Raw genomic sequence first — 15,920 nt, 5'->3', positions numbered from 1 at the left:
CCCTTCCTGCGCAGCTATTTTTTAACTTCTAATTAGTCGCGCCCAATTATTGGAGGTTAATGAGCTATGCCCTGGCCAACCGCACCACAACGCCCCGGCAATCCGGCTGCCGGGCAAAGAACGACTCTTTCGGCCCCGAAGTGCGCATCAGCCGAAAGCGCCCGCCGACCCTATGGCTGCGGCACAGGCGCAGACTGTCCTCGCCCTGCACCACCACCAGGTCGCCGTGCTGCACCGGGCGGGCTTCGTGGATCACCAGCACGTCGCCCTCGATGATCTCGCCGTCCACGCCGGCGTCCTCGCCCACTTCCACGAGGTAACAGCTTGGCGGCAGCCGCCGAGCATCCAGTTCCTCGAGCGCGGGATGGTCATGGCCCGCCAGCACCGGGCCGATATAGGTCAGGCGCATAGGCTCAATCGAAGCTGAATTCGCTGCGGTTGTTGCCGGCGGACACTTCCATGTCCACACAGCTCTCTAGCAGGCTGTAGCTGCCCGGTCCGGTAACGCTGGCCACGTCGCGACAATGGTTCTGGATATTGATCGGCAGGCTCGACCACTGGCCCTTGAGCCCGTTGTAGGCCGTCTGTTCCATGTCGATGCAGCTGTTGTACAGCATGTTGCTGGAGTCGCCGCTGATGCTGGCCACCTGCTCACAGTGGGCCTCCACATCGAAACGCGGCATCTCGGCGGCGCTGGCCGCCAGGGGGAGCAAGGCAACGAGTACCGTCATCAGAAACCGCATGTCACATCTCCTCCAGAACGGTCAAAACCTGGTCGGCGGTCTCTTGAGAAACGCCGCGATTCAGCTGTGAGACGACACGGCCGCTTTCGGATGCGTAACGGTGGGGGCCAGCGAGACTTGCCAGGCCATCAAAGTAGCCCTTTATCTCGCTGCATTCGGCGGGATCGTTGCAGATGAAGAACTGGCCACCCTTCGGAGCCACCTCCTCGAGCACGATGGTGACGTGGTGCTGGTATTCGCCCGGCACCATGCGGCTATCGTTGGGGTCTTCGTCGATCACCTCGACGATACCGAGATCGGCACCTTGCAGCGCCTGGACAAGTCCTTCCTGGGTCACCGGCTCGTCTGAGCTCGAGCACCCGGCCAGTGCTGCCATGGTGAGAGCGGACAATGCACGCCTCATCCCTACGCCTCCTTGCGCTTGCGGTGTAGCGCCCTTTCCGGGCTTTCTTATGAAGCGCGGCAGCCACCCGCCGCGCTTACAGCTTCCCGTCTTTGCAGGAATGCCGTTTTACAGTTACGAAATCCGCCCGATGCGCACCTCGCAGCGCCCTAGGATCTCCACCTCGCGCATTCGCTCGGGCGGGATCATCTCGGGCTGGTAATGCTCGTTATCGCTGATCAAGTAGAGCGCACCGCCGGTTAGGCGCTGAACGCGCTTGATGCGCCGCTCGCCGTGCACCAGCAGCAGGATCTCCCTCGGGGTGCGGAACGCTTTTGAAGTTCAGCATGGGCAGCCCAAAGCCGCACCGGAGCAGCGTAGCCCCTGCGGTCAACCCATCGTAAGAAATGGAAATTCCAAGCGCTTCCTTTCGCTAATGTCACTTAGCGTGACACGTTACCGAAAGGCCAAATCGCTGTCATTCCTTGATTAGGAAATGATCGACCAATGTCGGGTAGTGCGGAGACGCAAGCAAACCAACGGCAGCTAGCGCACACCGTTAATCCTGCCCGCTGGCGAGGCCACCTCGATAGGCTGCTGGCCAAGCCTACGTCGACATGCACCATGCCAATGGTTCAATACAACTGATAACGTTGCTATCGAGCACTCGCCTTTTGCCAATTCCAGCGACTACGCCAGCCAGTCATGGCCCATCTCCTGGAGGAGCCTGTCTCATGGGGTCCCGGTCGTCGGGCCGAGAAGCCCCCGGCCAAGGCCGTTCAACTGGAGATCACGGGCCGATCATCACGGGTCCTGCAGGATTGCGGTGGCAGCAGCCGACCGGCGGAGCGTGATTCTCATGGCGGCCGAGTGGCTGCAGCAACAGGCGAAGGAGATCGGGATTGGTAAACATGACCAGACAGCAGGAGCGCAAGGAAGACGTCCCTCCCCGCATATCCCAAAACTCCAAGCGGCGCCTTCTGTGTGGTGTGGGGCTGCTTGTCGCCTTCCTTGCCACCTCCCTGTTGCTGTGGCGCACAGGAACGCTTGAAACCCTGTTGACGGGCGACACCCTAGAGGAGGCGGTCATGCGGCTTGGCCCACTGGGGCCGGTCTTGGTCATTGGCCTGATGACCCTGGCCATCGTCATTAGCCCGATCCCCAGCGCTCCGATCGCACTTGCCGCCGGGGCCGCCTATGGCCATGCCTGGGGGACGCTCTATGTCGCAATCGGCTCAGGCGCAGGGGCGCTAATCGCCTTCTCCATTGCCCGCCTGATGGGGTATGACGCCCTGAGGTCCTGGTTGGGCGTGCGCCCCACTCCGAACCTGCTACACCGTTTCATCGGCTCTCAGAATGCCCTGATGGTCGCGGTGTTCGCGACCCGGCTGATGCCGTTCCTGTCCTTCGACGTCGTCAGCTACGCGGCCGGCCTCACCCCCCTCAAGGCCTGGCGCTTTGCGGTCGCGACGCTGCTCGGGATCATTCCGGCGAGCTTCCTGCTGGCGCATTTCGGTGACGAGCTTACCTCCAGCGATCTGCGCCGCGCGGGCCTCACGGTGCTCGCGCTCGGCACCATTACCCTGCTCCCCCTGGCCTGGAAGGCGACGCCGGCGCGCTATCGCGCGACCCTAAGGCGCTGGCTGCATCTCGGGTAGCCGGGTCTCCGTACCGCCCGGCGCCCTGCTTGAACCGTCAATCATGGGGTGCCGGGACGCGTAACCCGTCATGCCTGATCGAGATGCGCATGACGCCTCAAACAGGCTCCGCCCATTCAGTGCTGGTTCAGCTTTGCCACCCAGGCTATGGGTGAGTTTCAAGGAGCCGGGCATTGCATGACGTCGATCAAGGTTCGTAGCTATCCACACCCCTGGGGCTCCCCGCTCGCTTGACCTTTGCGTTACCCAAGGGCGTTAGGCTTCGAGCAAATCGGCGCCTTCCCAGCGGCCAGGTATCGCCGGAAGCCGAGGGCCGGCGACGGCATCAAGGATGCCCTGGGCCGAGGGAGATAGATCGGCATCGCCATGGCGATCAGCTCGGTGTCGGTGACGGGCATTGCTCCGCACTTACACCGGATGAGGATCTACCCGTGCATGACGAAATGGCAGAAGGGAGAGTTTCGTATGTCAAAGAACGAACACCGCCTCGGCGTCTCCGAGGTCAACTTGGTGACGCGAAAATTGAAGCTCGAGCCCTGCGATGAGGAGGCTTTGCGCGTCGCCGTGGGAGAGATCGATGCGCTGTACGGGCTCGAACGAGTCACCTATGACACCGACAAGCGCAAGCTCAGCATGGCCTATGATGCGTCGCGGCTGTGTATCGACCATATCGAGGCGATCCTCGCCCGGCAGGCCATCGAGATCAGCCATGGCTGGTGGACGCGTTTCAAGGAAGACCACTACCGGTTCGTCGACCAGAACATCAAGGACAATGCCAGCAAGGAGCCATGGAGCTGCCATTGACCGCTCTATTCATTTTCCATGCGCCCAGACCGTCTGCTGACGTTCGCCCACGCCCCTCAGGGGCCTCAACACTCAGGAAATGGACCTCATGAAAGACTCTCTGCAGAGGCCGTGGCTGGCTTGTCTCGTGGCCGGCATCGCGCTCGGCGCCTCGACGGCCGCCCTGGCGACCGGCGACCGGGCATTCGTGCCGATGGGAGCGGCAGATGCCGTGGGCATCATCGATCTGGAGCGTCATCAGGTGATCTCCACCGTGTCTGGCACGATGAACACGCACGGCTCCGCCCTCACGCCCGACGGTGAGCTGCTCATCCTCGGCAGTCTCACCCCTCATGAGCCCGGCAGCGAGATCGCCCGGCCCGAGGGAGTGACGGAAGACGAGCACGCGGCCCACCATGGCGATGGCGCAGCGGCCTCCCCGAAGGAAGCGAGGACCGGCCTGCTCTACGTCGTCGACACGGCCACGAGCCGCCTCGTCAGAACCCTGGAGGTGCCAGGGCCCGTGCATCATGTCCTGGTGACAGGTGATGGCCGTCATGTCGTCGCGACCCATCCCGCCGGCGGCGGCATCAGCGTGGTGTCGCTGGATAGCGGCCAGGTCATCGCCTCCCTGGCCACGGGGCCGAATCCGAACTACCTGGTTCAGCACGAGGAGGGGGGTAGCATACTGGTCAGCAACGCCGGTAACGGCACCATCAGCGAGGTGGATCCTCAGCACTGGTTCGTGCGGCGCAACATGCGCGTCGGCGGGAGTCCGGAACACATGGTGCTCTCGAAGGACGGCCAATCCCTGTACGTCAACGATGCTACCGGGGGGAACGCCCTGGCGGTGGATCTCGCGACAGGGAGTGTGGCCGAAGAATACGAGATCGGCGCGGCACCTCACGGCATCGACCTGAGTCCGGATGGCCAGAGACTCTATGCCACGAGTCAGGGCGACAACCGCCTCGTCAGGATCTCCCTCGAGGACGGCACACGACACAGCGCCGAGCTGTCTCCGGCCCCTTACCATCTCACCGTGGCGCCCACCGATGGGCGAGTGCTGGTCACCAGCCGCGCAGCACCCCACCTGTGGATCCTCGCCCCGGATTCCCTCGAGGTGTTGCAGACCCTGGAGTTGGGGGGCATCGGTCACCAGATATCTCTCGAGGCATCACGTCCCGATTGACCCATGAGTAGGTGACCACGAAGGCCGCTTCCGCACCCAGGCCGGCACCCCTGACGATCGCCGGCCGATAGCCATTCCCTTCATTTCACCCAGGGAGAAGCTCAATGGAAACGCTCTCCTCTATCGGCCTGATCGGCGCCCTCGTCGGCGGGCTGCTGTCTTTCTTCTCGCCCTGCACCCTGCCCTTGCTGCCCGCCTATCTGTCGGTGGTCACTGGCGGCAGTGCCGGCAAGGCGGATCGGCGCTTCGAGGCGTTGCTGCTGAGCACCTTCTTCGTCTTCGGCTTCAGCGTGGTGTTCATCCTGATGGGCCTGGGGATCACCAGCATCGGCCAACTGCTGCGCGGTTATCGCCAGGAGCTCAACTGGATCACAGGCAGCATCGTCATCGTGCTCGGCCTATTCATGACGGGCGTGTTCCGGCTGCCCGTCCTGCAGCGCAGCTTTCAATGGTCGCCCGAGCTGAGAGGGGGCTCTCCCATGGCGGCGACCTTCTTTGGCATCTCCTTCGCCATCGGCTGGACGCCCTGCATCGGCCCGATCCTGGGCGCTATCCTGATGGCCACCTCGACCACCGCCAATGCCCAGGCCGGCATGCTCTACCTGGCGACCTACTCCCTGGGGCTGGCCCTGCCCTTCCTGGCCAGCACCCTGCTGCTCAACAGGTTCAGCCACTATCGGGGCCGTCTCGGCAAGTGGAGTGCCTATGCCCGACCGATCGCCGGCGTGGTGCTTATCCTCATGGGCTTGCTGATCGTCTCGGGGACGCTCACCCGACTCTCCAGCATCCTGGTGGACTGGTTCCCGGCCCTGGCCACGATCGGCTGAGGGCGCCGGACGGATGGCGATGACCTGGCCATCGGCGGCGAGTACCGATGTTTCTCCCTCGCTGGGGAGAGAGGCGGAAGCTCGCGAATAGCTCGCGCAATACTCACGATCAGCCGGGGGCTTCACGAACATGGAGTGACGCCTCAACGCCGGCGTGCGGCGTTGATGTCATGTCACCGAAGAGGCCGAAAGCTGACCAGGATCAAGAGCCGCGGCTTCCCCCTCCAACTTTCTTGACCCTTGGGTTACCCACAGGTCTTAGCCTGTGATCAGGGCAGGATAATTCAACACGAAAGGAGATCCGACCATGTGGGGCGACATGATGGCGCATATGGAGAGTTTCGGCTGGGGGCATATGCTCTTCGGCGGCCTCATGATGGTGCTGTTCTGGGGCGCCGTCATTGCCTTGGCCGTTTTGCTGGTGCGCGGCCTGACCCGAGACCGGAGCGAGGCCGCGCGCCAGCGGCCAACCGCTCTGGAGCTTCTGCAAGAACGCTACGCCCGGGGCGAGATCGACCGCGAGGAATATGAGCAACGCAGGCGCGATCTGCAGCGGCATTGAAATCGCCTTCGCGATGAGCGCGTATTCGCTGTCGGTTGCCGGCACGACACGCGACAGCCTGTGCGAGATGGCCTTCAAGGGGGCTTACGGCTGGCCGTCGGCCCGTCCGTCACCGTAACTGACGCGAGGCTTTGATCCGCTCGGCTTCCTCTCGCCCCTGCGCACCGGCCGTGACGTGTCGCTGCATCACGCCATGACCACAGCGGGGCGAAGCTAGTATTAGCATCGGGGGAAGCGAGAGTGGCGCCCTCGCAAACAGCAGACTTCCGCCACGTGGCAAGCCTGGCGAAAGACCCTCAGAGGGTGGCCAGCAAAGGGCCCGCCGGCGAGGGTCACGGGAGGTGAGATGAAGCATACAGGGTGGACCCTGGTGGCCATCATGCTTCTGGCGGCCGGAAGCTATCTTGGCTATCTCGCGTGGCGCCCCCCGGAGCCGACACCGGGGTTCCTCTATGCCAGCGGGCGTATCGAAGCCACCGAAGTGAGGCTTGCCGCCGAGCTCTCGGGCCGAGTGGTGAACAGCCTGCTGCGCGAGGGGCATCCGGTGGACAAGGGGAGCGAACTGGTTCGCCTCGACGATCACCTCCTGCGGCTGGAAGAGGCCGAACTGGCGGCCCGCCAGGCCGCCGCCGAACATGCCGTGACACGGGTCGAGGCCATGCTCGACACGGCGCACCACCATCTCGCCAACGCCGAGACCGACCTGGAACGATCCCGCAGGCTGCGCCGAAGCGGCAGCCTTCCCCAGCAGCAACTGGAACGCAGCGAAGATCGTCGGCGCGAGGCACAGGGCGAGGTCGATATCCTGAAGGCCCAACGCGCCGAGGCCATTGCCAACCTCACCGCCCTTCAGCAGCGTCGGGCTCAGTTGACCTATCGGCGTAGCAAGACCGTTCTGCGCAGCCCCCTCGAAGCCACCGTGCTGACCAAGGCCATCGAAGTCGGCGAAGTGGTCACCCCGGGACAGACCGTGGCCGTGCTGGTCGACCTGGCGCGCCCACGACTCAAGCTCTACATCGACGAGCGCTCGCTCGGCAAGGTGCGCCTCCGCGCGCCCGCCCGCGTTCGTGTCGATGCCTTTCCTGAACGCTACTTCGAGGCCGAAGTCGCCGCCATCGACAGCGAGGCCCAGTTCACCCCACGCGATGTCCACCTGCCGGAGGAACGTGCACGCACCGTGTTCGGCGTGACCCTGCAGCTAGCCAACCCCGACGGCATCCTCAAGCCCGGCATGCCGGCCGATGCCTGGATCCGCTGGCAGGACGAGGCGTCTTGGCCCGATGCCTTGGTCGTGCCCCCATGACGACGGTGATCCATGCCGACGGCGTGGGGCGCCGATTCGCCGGACGCCGGGTCGTGGCGGATATCGACCTGGAGGTGAGGGACGGGGAGATCTTCGGCCTGCTGGGCCCCGATGGGGCCGGCAAGACCACCCTGATGCAAATGATGACGGCGATCCTGGAGCCCAGTGAGGGACAGCTCAGGGTGTTCGGTTTCGATACCCGCCGCGACGCGGCGCAGGTCAATGGGCGTGTCGGTTACATGACCCAGGGATTCTCTCTCTACGACCGGCTCAGCGTGATCGAAAACCTGCAGTTCGCCGCCCGCATCCGTGACGTCACCCCCGGTGACTTTCGCCTGCGCAGCCAGGAGCTGCTGGCCATGGCCGGCCTGGGGGATTTCCGGCATCGCCGGGCGGGCCAGCTCTCGGGCGGCATGCGCAAGAAGCTGTCGCTGTGTGCGGCGCTCATCCATGCCCCCACTTTACTGTTACTCGATGAACTCAGCCTGGGCGTGGACCCTCTCTCTCGCCGGGATCTCTGGCGTCTGCTGCGCCGACACCGTGATGATGGCAACACGGTCGTCATCAGCACTCCCTACATGGACGAGGCGGAGCGTTGCGACCGACTGGGGTTTCTCTACGAGGGGCGACTGCTTGCGGTCGACACTCCCGACAGGTTACGTCGGCGCGTGGCCGGCCCCATCTACCAACTGACGACGCCTCGTCTCGACGAGGCGGAGGGTTTCGTCAGGTCATGGCCTGGCGTCACGAGCCTGCAACGCCTGGCGGACCGACTGCGCATCCAGTTCTCCCCCGGTCATGACGTCCCCGAGACGGCCCAGGCGCGTCTCGACGAGCTGGGCCAGCTCATGGCGGTCGAGCCGAACCTCGAGGAGGCGTTCATCGCCCTGTCGCCCCTTGCCGCGCCCGCGGACATGCCCCCCATGATGCCTCCGGCCTTCACCACAACCGGCGTGGAGGTTCGCGCCGAACATCTGGGCCTTCGCTTCGGCGACGTCGTGGCCGTGGACGAGGTGTCGTTTCGGGTGCCACCGTGCGAGGTGGTCGGCTGGCTGGGCCCCAATGGCGCCGGCAAGACCAGCCTGATCCGGCTGCTGTGTGGCCTGCAGACGCCCAGCGCAGGGCGGGCCTGGATCGGCGACCTGTCGGTGACCGAGTCGCACCGTGATCTCCGCGGTCGCCTCGGCTACATGTCACAGCACTTCTCGCTGTACCCGGACCTCTCGGTGGCCGAGAACCTGACATTCTTTGCCGGTGTTTACGGGCTGGCGGGGCGGCAGCGACGCCTGGCCATCGACTGGGCCAGCCACATGACCCGCCTGTCGGGGCTGGAAGAGCGACGTGTGTGCACATTGTCGGCGGCGGTGCGCCAACGCCTGGCACTGGCCTGCAGCATCCTGCACGGCCCGGCGGTGCTGTTCCTGGACGAACCCACCTCGGGGATCGATCCCCTCAGTCGACAGCGCTTCTGGCATCTGATCCTGGCCCTGGCCGAACACGGCATGACCGTGTTCGTCACTACCCATTATCTGGAGGAGGCCAACTACTGCCACCGGCTGGGGCTGATGCACCAGGGCCGGCTGATCGCCCTCGACACCCCGGCGCAACTACGCCTGACACTGGACCTGCCGAACGATGCCGATATGGAGGCCGTGTTCATGGCCGGTATCGAGCGCGAGCAGAGGCGACCGGCATGAAGCTCAAACGCATCGCCGCCGTGGCGACCAAGGAAGCACGGGAAGTGCTTCGTGATCCGATCACTCTCGGCGTGGCCCTGCTGATGCCCTTGATCATGCTCTTGCTGTTCGGCTACGCCATCACCCTCGATGTCGATGACATCGCTCTGGGCGTGCTGGACGAGGACCACAGCCCCGCCAGTCGCCAGCTGCAGCAGGCCTTCACCGCCAGCGACACGTTCCGCCTGTCGGCCAGCCTGCAACACCACCGCGAGGTGGAGAGGACGCTGCAGGAGGGCGAGGCTCGGCTGGTTCTGGTCATCCCCTCAGGCTTCCAACGCCGGCTGTATCGGGGCGAGGCGAGTCCGGTGCAACTGGTGGTGGATGGCAGTTATTCGGCCACGGCGACGCTCGTGAGCCAACGGGCGATGGCTATCGCCAGAGGCTTCGAGCGGCAGGAAGGCTCCACGCTGCTATCCCTGGATACCCGCGTCTGGTTCAACCCCTCGCTGAGCAGCGTCCACACCGTGGTGCCCGCCCTGTATGCCGTCATCCTGATGGCGTTTCCACCGCTGCTCACGGCACTTGCCCTGGTGCGCGAAAAGGAAACCGGCACGATCCAGCAGATCTATGCCTCGCCACTCTCCGCCGCCCAATTCCTCTGCGGCAAGCTGGTGCCCTACGGCGTCATCGCCTGTCTGCAGATGGCCATGGTGATCGCCGCGGGACTCCTGTGGTTCGGGGTGCCGTTCCACGGCAGCCCAGGCGTCCTGCTGGCGGTGTCCCTGCTGTACGTGCTCTGCACCCTGGGCATCGGGCTGCTGGTTTCCGCGGTGACCAGCACCCAGCTGGCGGCCATGCTGGCCGTCCTGATCATCACCCTGATGCCCTCCTTCCTGTTCTCCGGCCTGCTGTTCCCGATCTTCACCATGCCCTACCTGCTGCAGTTGTACACGCTGCTCTTCCCTGGCCGTTACTTCGTCGATATCGCCCGGGGCGTGGTCCTGAAGGGCGTCGGGGTCGAGGTCCTGTGGCCCAGCATCACCGTCGTGGCGCTCTATACCCTGCTGATCCTCGTGCTGGCCGCGTGGCGACTCAAGAAGAGGGTGGCCTGATGCGACTGCCGAGCCTGCTCCACAAGGAGTTGATTCAGTTTACCCGGGACCGGGTGGTGCTGTTTTTGATCCTCTGGCTCTACACCGTCGAGGTCGTCATCTGCGCCTATGCGTTGTCACTCGACATGCAAGACCTGCCGCTGGTAGTTGCCGATGCCGATCACTCGCCGGCGAGCCGCGAGCTGGTCCGGGCCTTCACGGAGAGCGGCGACTTCCGTCTGATGGCACAGCTGGATGACCCAGCAGCCGTGACAGGATACCTGGAGCGTGGGCAGGCGCGCGCGGTGCTGGTGATAGGTGAAGGCTTCGCCCGCCATCTGCTGGAAGGCAGCGAACAACAACTGCAGCTGCTGGTGGATGGCAGCAATGCCAATACCGCCGCCGTTGCGCGGGGCTATGCGCTGCAGACGGTGGAAGCGTTCCAGCGTCAGTGGGCAGCCTTGCCCGAGACGCCAGCACCAGGGGTGATTCCCCACCTGCGAACCTGGTACAACCCCGGGGTGACAAATGTCAGTTTCGTGGTGCTATCGATGATCACCCTGGCGGGCCTGATGGTCGGCGTCGCCCATCCGGCGGCATCGATCGTCCGAGAAAAGGAGGCCGGCACCATCGAACAACTGATGGTCACGCCCGTGCGCACCGAGGAGCTGTTCTTCGCCAAGACGCTACCGACCCTGCTGGTCGGGCTGGTGGCACTTTTCCCGAGCCTCGCACTGGTTGGCTGGTTCGGCGTTCCCGTACGAGGCAGCCTGGCGCTGTTCTTCTGCCTCACCGCCCTGTTCCTGATTAGTGCCATCGGGCTCGGCGTCCTCGTCGCCGCCATCAGCCGCACGCTGCAACAGGCGCTGCTGTTGACCTTCTTCGGCCTGTTTCCGCTGATGTTCCTGTCCGGGACCCTCGTACCGGTGGAGAGCATGCCACGCCTGCTGCAGGCAGCATCACTGGCCAGCCCACTGCGCCATTACCTGGACATCACCCTGGGGATCTTTCTCAAGGGCACGGGGCTCGACATTCTCTGGCCGCATGTCCTGGCACTGGTCCTGATTGGTCTCCCGCTTTACGGCATCGCATGGGTCATTTTCCGGCGCCAGTGAGCCAAAGGCAGCATGAATCGCAACGCCAAAAATGCACGACGGAGAGAGCCTCGGAAGAGGACTCCAAGGGTTTGGTCACAGGATCGGTTTGTCCAACGCAGTCTTGAATAGATCAGGGGAAGCCAGATGCAAGACATGGACTGAGGTATGGGCTGGAGCACGGCACAAAATAAAAAAGCCGCTGATTGCTCAGCGGCTTTTTCAAAATTCGTGGCGGAGGGGGAGGGATTCGAACCCTCGAAGCCTTTCGACTTACACACTTTCCAGGCGTGCTCCTTCGACCACTCGGACACCCCTCCGCATATTGTGGTTCTAAAGCTTTGGCGCGTGGCCTTTTGCTCAAGAACGGCGCATATACTAACGACTTAAGTCCGCGAATGCAAGCCGTTTTCGCCCTTTGCACGCGACCCGGCTCAGGCCTCGGGCAGCACCGCGTAGTCGCCCCGGGCCTCCAGGCAGAGGGTGTCGCCGCACCAGAGCCGCTGGACCAGGGCGATGCGCCCCTTGCCGCGCCGCTCCAGCCGCTCGGCGAGGCTCGCGGGGCCGTCGTCCGCTTCGGGCTCGCAGACCAGGCGGTAGTCGCCGATCACCGGGGCCAGGAAGCGCTGGGTGGCCTCCGCCACCACCACGTCGCGAGCGAGGCCACGGCGGCGCAGCCAGAGCGTGGTCCAGCACCAGCCGAGCAGCGTCGTCTGGGCGGCGAGTGCCCCGCCGAAGCCGGTGCCCTTGTCATTCAAGGTGGGCGTGAGCGCCAGCTGCCAGCTGAGGCGCTCGTCGTCGCGGGTCATCTCGCGGATGCCGAGCGCGCCCACCATGGGGATCGCCTCGCCCAGCCAGGCGAGAAACGCGGCCATGTCGTCCTCGCCGCCGTCGGCGGGCAGCGGCAAGCGCGGGTGGGGAACGCCGATCTCGCGCATGGGTTCAGTCCCAGCGCTCGACGAAGGCGTCGATGTCGTGCTCGGGCAGCGGCTTGTGGCGCCCGCCCATGGTGCCCAGGTAGAGGAAGGCCACCACCTCGTCGTCCTCGGCGAGCCCCAGCCCCTTGCGCACGGTGGGGTCGAAGGCGTACTTGCCGCTGCGCCACATGGCGCCGAGCCCCTGGGCGTGGGCGGCGAGCAGCACACCGTGGGCGGCGCAGCCGGCGGAGATCACCTGCTCGATCTTCGGCACCTTGGGCTCGTCCGGGGTGACCTTGGCGATCACCGCAATGATCATCGGCGCGCGCAGCGGCTTCTTGCGGGCCGCGTTGAGGGTGGCATCAGAGGCGTGGGGATCCTCGCGGAACTCGGCCTCAGCGAACAGCTCACCGAGGCGCGAGAGGCCCTCGCCAGAGAACTCGATGAAGCGCCAGGGGCGCAGCTCCTTGTGGTCCGGCGCGCGCAGAGCCGCCCGGTAGATCGCCTCGAGCTGTTCGGGGCTCGGCGGCGGGCCCATCAGCTTGCCCATGGAACTGCGTTCGTGCAGCAGCGTCAGCGCGTCCATTGAGTCTCTCCCTTGGGTTTTTCAGACGAGAATCTTTCTCGACACTTTATCAGCTGCCCGGGCGACTGTCGTGCCGGGCCGGCCGCCCCCCACCTTCACTGCCGCGCGTCCCTTATTGCCGCGCGCCCTTATTGCCGAGAGAGCCGCAGCGGTTCGGGCGGCCGCTCGCCGGGGGTGGCGCGCCAGGGGCTGATGTCGAGGCCGCCACGGCGCACGTAGCGCGCCAGCACCAGCAGCCGCTCCGGCCGGGCGCGGGCCATCAGGTCGGTGAAGATGTGCTCCACGCAGTGCTCGTGGAAGTCCTGGTGCTGGCGATAGCCGATCAGGTAGCGCAGCAGCCCCTCGCGGTCGAGCTTCGGGCCGCGGTAGCGGATCAGCACGCTGCCCCAGTCGGGCTGGCCGGTGACCGGACAGTTGGACTTGAGCAGGTGGGAGGTGAGCGTCTCCTCGACGATCTCCTCCCCCACCGCCAGGTGCTCGGCGCTGGGCGTGTAATCGGTCACCTCGATGTCCAGGTCGTCCAGGCACTCGCCGGGCAGGCGCTTCACCGCGAGCGCCGCGTCGTCCACGTCGAGCAGCTCGACGGAAACCGGCGCGCCGGCCGCCTGGGCCAGGTCGCGCAGCAAGGTGTCGATCACCGCCTGGCGGCTCTCGAAGCGGGTCTGGTTGAAGCCGTTGAGGTAGAGCTTCCAGGACTTGGACTCGATCAGGTAAGGCGACTCGGCCGGCAGGCGAAAGCGCGCCACGGCGACCAGCGGCTTGCCCCGGGCGTTGAGCCACGAGAGCTCGAAGGCGTGCCACTCGTCCTCGCCGACGAAGGGCAAGGCGCCCTCCTCGATGCCCAGCGGCGCGCGGTTGGCGGCCCGGGGGATGGGATAGAGCAGCCCGGCATCGTAGTGCTCGGGATAGGCGGACTCGCGCCCCAGCGGGGCGTGCTCGAGGGTGTCGGGTCGGTGTTGGGTCATGTCAGCTCCTGATGCCCTTGCCATGCTTCAGCATCCACAGCGCAACGCCATACAGCACGCTGATGAAGGCCAGCACCGCCGCCAGCGCCCAGCCCACGGGGATGTCGGAGACCCCGAGGAAGCCGTAGCGGAAGACGTTGACCATGTAGAGGATGGGATTGAGCATCGAGACGCCCTGCCAGAAGTCCGGCAGCAGCGAGATCGAGTAGAAGACGCCGCCCAGGTAGGTCAGCGGGGTCAGCACGAAGGTCGGCACGATGGAGATGTCGTCGAACTTCTTGCCCAGCAGGGCGTTGATGAAGCCGCCGATGGCGAACAGCGCCGCGGTGAGCACCACCACGAACACCGTGAGCAGCGGATGGGCCACCTCGATGCGGGTGAAGAACAGCGACACGACGGTGACGATCAGCCCCACGCCCAGGCCTCGGACCATGCCGCCGAGCACGAAGCCGCTCAAGATCACCCAGTTGGGCATCGGCGAGACCATCATCTCCTCGATAGAGCGCTGGAACTTGTTGGAGAAGAAGGATGATGCCACGTTCGAGTAGCTGTTGGTGATCACCGCCATCATGATCAGCCCGGGGACGATGAAGTCCATGTAGCTGTAGCCGTCCATCTCGCCGATCCGCGAGCCGATCAGGTTGCCGAAGATGATGAAGTACATCGTCATGGTGATCGACGGCGGCAGCAGGGTCTGCGGCCAGATCCGCGTGAAGCGCTTGATCTCCTTGACCACCAGGGTCCAGAGGGCGATGGCGATCTGCTGGGGGTTCATGGGCGCGCCTCCTTCTGCTGGCCGTCCTCCACCATGGAGACGAACATCTCCTCGAGGCGATTGGCGCGATTGCGCATCGACATCACCTGCATGCCCTGCTCGGTGAGCGACTCGAAGACGTCGTTGAGGCGCTGGCCGCGATGCACCACCACCGCCAGCTGGGCGTCGTCCACGCGATTGATCTCGAAGCCCTCGACCTCCGGGGCCGCCTCCACCGGATGGGCGAGATCGAGCAGGAAGGTCTCGGTATCGAGCTCGGCGAGCAGCTCGCGCACGCTGGTGTCGCGGATGATCTCGCCGTGGTTGATGATGCCCACGCGGCGGCAGAGGCTCTCGGCCTCCTCGAGATAGTGGGTGGTGAGGATGATGGTGACGCCCTCCTCCCGGTTGATGCGGCGCATGTACTCCCACATGCTGCGGCGCAGCTCGATGTCGACGCCGGCGGTGGGCTCGTCGAGGATCAGCAGCTTCGGGCGATGCATCAGCGCGCGGGCGATCATCAGCCGGCGCTTCATGCCGCCGGAGAGCATCCGCGCGCTGCCGTTGCGCTTGTCCCACAGGCTCAGGTCTCGGAGCAGCTCCTCGGCGCGGGGCAGCGCCTCGCGACGCGACATGCCGTAGTAGCCCGCCTGGGCCAGCACGATGTCGATGACCTTCTCGAACTGGCTGAAGTTGAACTCCTGGGGCACCACGCCGAGATGGTACTTGGCCCGGGCGAAGTCGGTGTCGATGTCGATGCCGAAGATCGAGATCTTCCCCGCGGTCTTCTGCACCAGCGAGCAGACTACGCCCAGGGTGGTCGACTTGCCGGCGCCGTTGGGGCCCAGCAGGGCGTAGAAGTCGCCCTGGGCGACGTCGAGGTCGATGCCCTTGAGGGCCTCGAAGCCATTGCCGTAGACCTTGGTCAACCCACGGATGGAAAGAGCCGGTTCGGCCATGAAAGATCCCGTAAAGAAAATGAATGGGATGCCGTGTCGGCACCCGCCAGAAAAAACACGCTCGAGGCGCGACACACGGGGCGCTGAGATGGGGGCGCCGCGGCGCAATTCAAGCCGCCGTTCAAGCCCCAGCTCAAGCAGTGGCCGGGGCCCTGCGCGCCCGGGCGCGACCTTCCCATCTTACGCCACTAGCCAGACAGTTCGCATGCTCATCGTTCATGCGGGCGTCGCGCGCCGTATTGACCCCGTGACGCCGGGGCCCTAGGCTGGAGCGCATTCCTGGGGGAGTCCTTGCGGACTGAGATTCCGGCACCGTGTATCGACGACACGGCCGGTAACCCTTCGAACCTGATCCGGATCATGCCGGCGAAGGGAAGGAAGTGCCATCCGGCCACGCTTCTCACCCAACGCAACTGCGTCCTCTCGTA

The 15,920-nt window shown here is 64.9% G+C and carries 18 protein-coding genes, 1 tRNA gene and 1 riboswitch; of the genes, 9 read left to right on the top strand and 10 right to left on the bottom strand.

Translation table 11 applies throughout. From position 1 onward, the window contains the following. Positions 1 to 64 precede the first annotated feature (64 nt). The 4 genes from ABE957_RS04430 to ABE957_RS18145 all read right to left on the bottom strand — a co-directional run bounded on the left by ABE957_RS04430 (position 65) and on the right by ABE957_RS18145 (position 1,425). Positions 65 to 409 (bottom strand): LexA family protein, encoded by a 345-nt coding sequence (locus ABE957_RS04430; RefSeq protein WP_349757468.1) that lies wholly within the window; start codon positions 407 to 409, stop codon positions 65 to 67. Between the two features lie 4 nt (positions 410 to 413). Continuing rightward, on the bottom strand, positions 414 to 743 hold the full coding sequence (locus ABE957_RS04425) for a hypothetical protein (protein ID WP_349757467.1): 330 nt from the start codon (positions 741 to 743) through the stop codon (positions 414 to 416). 1 nt (position 744) lies between these two features. Beyond that, entirely contained in the window at positions 745 to 1,146 is a 402-nt protein-coding gene (locus ABE957_RS04420; protein ID WP_349757466.1) for a hypothetical protein, read from the bottom strand. Positions 1,147 to 1,260: 114 nt separating this feature from the next. Continuing rightward, on the bottom strand, positions 1,261 to 1,425 hold the full coding sequence (locus ABE957_RS18145; protein WP_432765394.1) for a S24 family peptidase: 165 nt from the start codon (positions 1,423 to 1,425) through the stop codon (positions 1,261 to 1,263). A 611-nt stretch (positions 1,426 to 2,036) separates the two neighbouring features. Between ABE957_RS18145 and ABE957_RS04415 the strand changes: the two genes are divergently transcribed. The 9 genes from ABE957_RS04415 (at position 2,037) to ABE957_RS04375 (ending at position 11,332) form a co-directional block, all read left to right on the top strand. After that, the gene (locus ABE957_RS04415) at positions 2,037 to 2,783 is read left to right on the top strand and encodes a TVP38/TMEM64 family protein (protein WP_349757465.1); all 747 of its coding nucleotides are present in this window, start codon (positions 2,037 to 2,039) and stop codon (positions 2,781 to 2,783) included. Positions 2,784 to 3,218: 435 nt separating this feature from the next. Next, positions 3,219 to 3,587 carry a cation transporter gene (locus ABE957_RS04410; RefSeq protein ID WP_349757464.1) on the top strand — a complete coding sequence of 123 codons (369 nt, stop codon included), beginning with the start codon at positions 3,219 to 3,221 and terminating at the stop codon, positions 3,585 to 3,587. A gap of 88 nt (positions 3,588 to 3,675) precedes the next feature. Further along, positions 3,676 to 4,755, top strand: coding sequence for a YncE family protein (locus tag ABE957_RS04405; RefSeq protein ID WP_349757463.1), 1,080 nt, complete (start codon positions 3,676 to 3,678; stop codon positions 4,753 to 4,755). Between the two features lie 104 nt (positions 4,756 to 4,859). Then, positions 4,860 to 5,582, top strand: a complete 723-nt coding sequence (locus ABE957_RS04400) for a cytochrome c biogenesis CcdA family protein (RefSeq protein ID WP_349757462.1) — start codon at positions 4,860 to 4,862, stop codon at positions 5,580 to 5,582. 307 nt (positions 5,583 to 5,889) lie between these two features. Continuing rightward, positions 5,890 to 6,144 carry an SHOCT domain-containing protein gene (locus ABE957_RS04395; protein WP_349757461.1) on the top strand — a complete coding sequence of 85 codons (255 nt, stop codon included), beginning with the start codon at positions 5,890 to 5,892 and terminating at the stop codon, positions 6,142 to 6,144. Positions 6,145 to 6,523: 379 nt separating this feature from the next. Beyond that, a complete protein-coding gene (locus ABE957_RS04390; RefSeq protein WP_349757574.1) occupies positions 6,524 to 7,447 on the top strand; it encodes an HlyD family secretion protein in 924 nt (307 codons plus the stop codon). Beyond that, positions 7,444 to 9,144 carry an ATP-binding cassette domain-containing protein gene (locus ABE957_RS04385; protein WP_349757460.1) on the top strand — a complete coding sequence of 567 codons (1,701 nt, stop codon included), beginning with the start codon at positions 7,444 to 7,446 and terminating at the stop codon, positions 9,142 to 9,144. Before ABE957_RS04390 ends, ABE957_RS04385 begins: the two co-directional genes overlap by 4 nt. Continuing rightward, the gene (locus tag ABE957_RS04380) at positions 9,141 to 10,238 is read left to right on the top strand and encodes an ABC transporter permease (protein WP_349757459.1); all 1,098 of its coding nucleotides are present in this window, start codon (positions 9,141 to 9,143) and stop codon (positions 10,236 to 10,238) included. The genes ABE957_RS04385 and ABE957_RS04380 overlap by 4 nt, the downstream gene beginning before the upstream one ends. Further along, positions 10,238 to 11,332, top strand: a complete 1,095-nt coding sequence (locus tag ABE957_RS04375) for an ABC transporter permease (protein ID WP_349757458.1) — start codon at positions 10,238 to 10,240, stop codon at positions 11,330 to 11,332. The genes ABE957_RS04380 and ABE957_RS04375 overlap by 1 nt, the downstream gene beginning before the upstream one ends. Before the next feature lie 211 nt (positions 11,333 to 11,543). Here the strand turns inward: ABE957_RS04375 and ABE957_RS04370 are convergent. The 6 genes from ABE957_RS04370 to ABE957_RS04345 all read right to left on the bottom strand — a co-directional run bounded on the left by ABE957_RS04370 (position 11,544) and on the right by ABE957_RS04345 (position 15,492). Next, a tRNA-Ser gene (locus tag ABE957_RS04370) sits at positions 11,544 to 11,631 on the bottom strand. Between the two features lie 114 nt (positions 11,632 to 11,745). Next, positions 11,746 to 12,249, bottom strand: a complete 504-nt coding sequence (locus tag ABE957_RS04365; RefSeq protein ID WP_349757457.1) for a YiiD C-terminal domain-containing protein — start codon at positions 12,247 to 12,249, stop codon at positions 11,746 to 11,748. A gap of 4 nt (positions 12,250 to 12,253) precedes the next feature. After that, positions 12,254 to 12,814, bottom strand: coding sequence for a nitroreductase family protein (locus ABE957_RS04360; protein ID WP_349757456.1), 561 nt, complete (start codon positions 12,812 to 12,814; stop codon positions 12,254 to 12,256). A gap of 128 nt (positions 12,815 to 12,942) precedes the next feature. After that, the gene (queF, locus tag ABE957_RS04355; RefSeq protein WP_349757455.1) at positions 12,943 to 13,779 is read right to left on the bottom strand and encodes an NADPH-dependent 7-cyano-7-deazaguanine reductase QueF; all 837 of its coding nucleotides are present in this window, start codon (positions 13,777 to 13,779) and stop codon (positions 12,943 to 12,945) included. Position 13,780: 1 nt separating this feature from the next. Next, a complete protein-coding gene (locus ABE957_RS04350) occupies positions 13,781 to 14,554 on the bottom strand; it encodes an ABC transporter permease (RefSeq protein ID WP_349757454.1) in 774 nt (257 codons plus the stop codon). Continuing rightward, a complete protein-coding gene (locus tag ABE957_RS04345) occupies positions 14,551 to 15,492 on the bottom strand; it encodes an ABC transporter ATP-binding protein (protein WP_349757453.1) in 942 nt (313 codons plus the stop codon). The genes ABE957_RS04350 and ABE957_RS04345 overlap by 4 nt, the downstream gene beginning before the upstream one ends. A 271-nt stretch (positions 15,493 to 15,763) precedes the next feature. After that, positions 15,764 to 15,884: riboswitch (TPP riboswitch) on the top strand. The last annotated feature ends 36 nt before the right edge of the window (positions 15,885 to 15,920 follow it).

Source organism: Halomonas pelophila, assembly GCF_040196315.1.
In the GTDB taxonomy this organism is placed as follows: Bacteria; Pseudomonadota; Gammaproteobacteria; order Pseudomonadales; family Halomonadaceae; genus Halomonas; species Halomonas pelophila.
Note: the sequence above shows the minus strand (reverse complement) of the source record. Positions and strands in the feature narration are given on the sequence as shown.

Coding starts and splice junctions, on each gene's coding strand:
- ABE957_RS04430 (WP_349757468.1), bottom strand. CDS start 409: ATGCGCCTGACCTATATCGGCCCGGTGCTGGCGGGCCATGACCATCCC.
- ABE957_RS04425 (WP_349757467.1), bottom strand. CDS start 743: ATGCGGTTTCTGATGACGGTACTCGTTGCCTTGCTCCCCCTGGCGGCC.
- ABE957_RS04420 (WP_349757466.1), bottom strand. CDS start 1,146: ATGAGGCGTGCATTGTCCGCTCTCACCATGGCAGCACTGGCCGGGTGC.
- ABE957_RS04415 (WP_349757465.1), top strand. CDS start 2,037: ATGACCAGACAGCAGGAGCGCAAGGAAGACGTCCCTCCCCGCATATCC.
- ABE957_RS04410 (WP_349757464.1), top strand. CDS start 3,219: ATGACGAAATGGCAGAAGGGAGAGTTTCGTATGTCAAAGAACGAACAC.
- ABE957_RS04405 (WP_349757463.1), top strand. CDS start 3,676: ATGAAAGACTCTCTGCAGAGGCCGTGGCTGGCTTGTCTCGTGGCCGGC.
- ABE957_RS04400 (WP_349757462.1), top strand. CDS start 4,860: ATGGAAACGCTCTCCTCTATCGGCCTGATCGGCGCCCTCGTCGGCGGG.
- ABE957_RS04395 (WP_349757461.1), top strand. CDS start 5,890: ATGTGGGGCGACATGATGGCGCATATGGAGAGTTTCGGCTGGGGGCAT.
- ABE957_RS04390 (WP_349757574.1), top strand. CDS start 6,524: ATGCTTCTGGCGGCCGGAAGCTATCTTGGCTATCTCGCGTGGCGCCCC.
- ABE957_RS04385 (WP_349757460.1), top strand. CDS start 7,444: ATGACGACGGTGATCCATGCCGACGGCGTGGGGCGCCGATTCGCCGGA.
- ABE957_RS04380 (WP_349757459.1), top strand. CDS start 9,141: ATGAAGCTCAAACGCATCGCCGCCGTGGCGACCAAGGAAGCACGGGAA.
- ABE957_RS04375 (WP_349757458.1), top strand. CDS start 10,238: ATGCGACTGCCGAGCCTGCTCCACAAGGAGTTGATTCAGTTTACCCGG.
- ABE957_RS04365 (WP_349757457.1), bottom strand. CDS start 12,249: ATGCGCGAGATCGGCGTTCCCCACCCGCGCTTGCCGCTGCCCGCCGAC.
- ABE957_RS04360 (WP_349757456.1), bottom strand. CDS start 12,814: ATGGACGCGCTGACGCTGCTGCACGAACGCAGTTCCATGGGCAAGCTG.
- queF (WP_349757455.1), bottom strand. CDS start 13,779: ATGACCCAACACCGACCCGACACCCTCGAGCACGCCCCGCTGGGGCGC.
- ABE957_RS04350 (WP_349757454.1), bottom strand. CDS start 14,554: ATGAACCCCCAGCAGATCGCCATCGCCCTCTGGACCCTGGTGGTCAAG.
- ABE957_RS04345 (WP_349757453.1), bottom strand. CDS start 15,492: ATGGCCGAACCGGCTCTTTCCATCCGTGGGTTGACCAAGGTCTACGGC.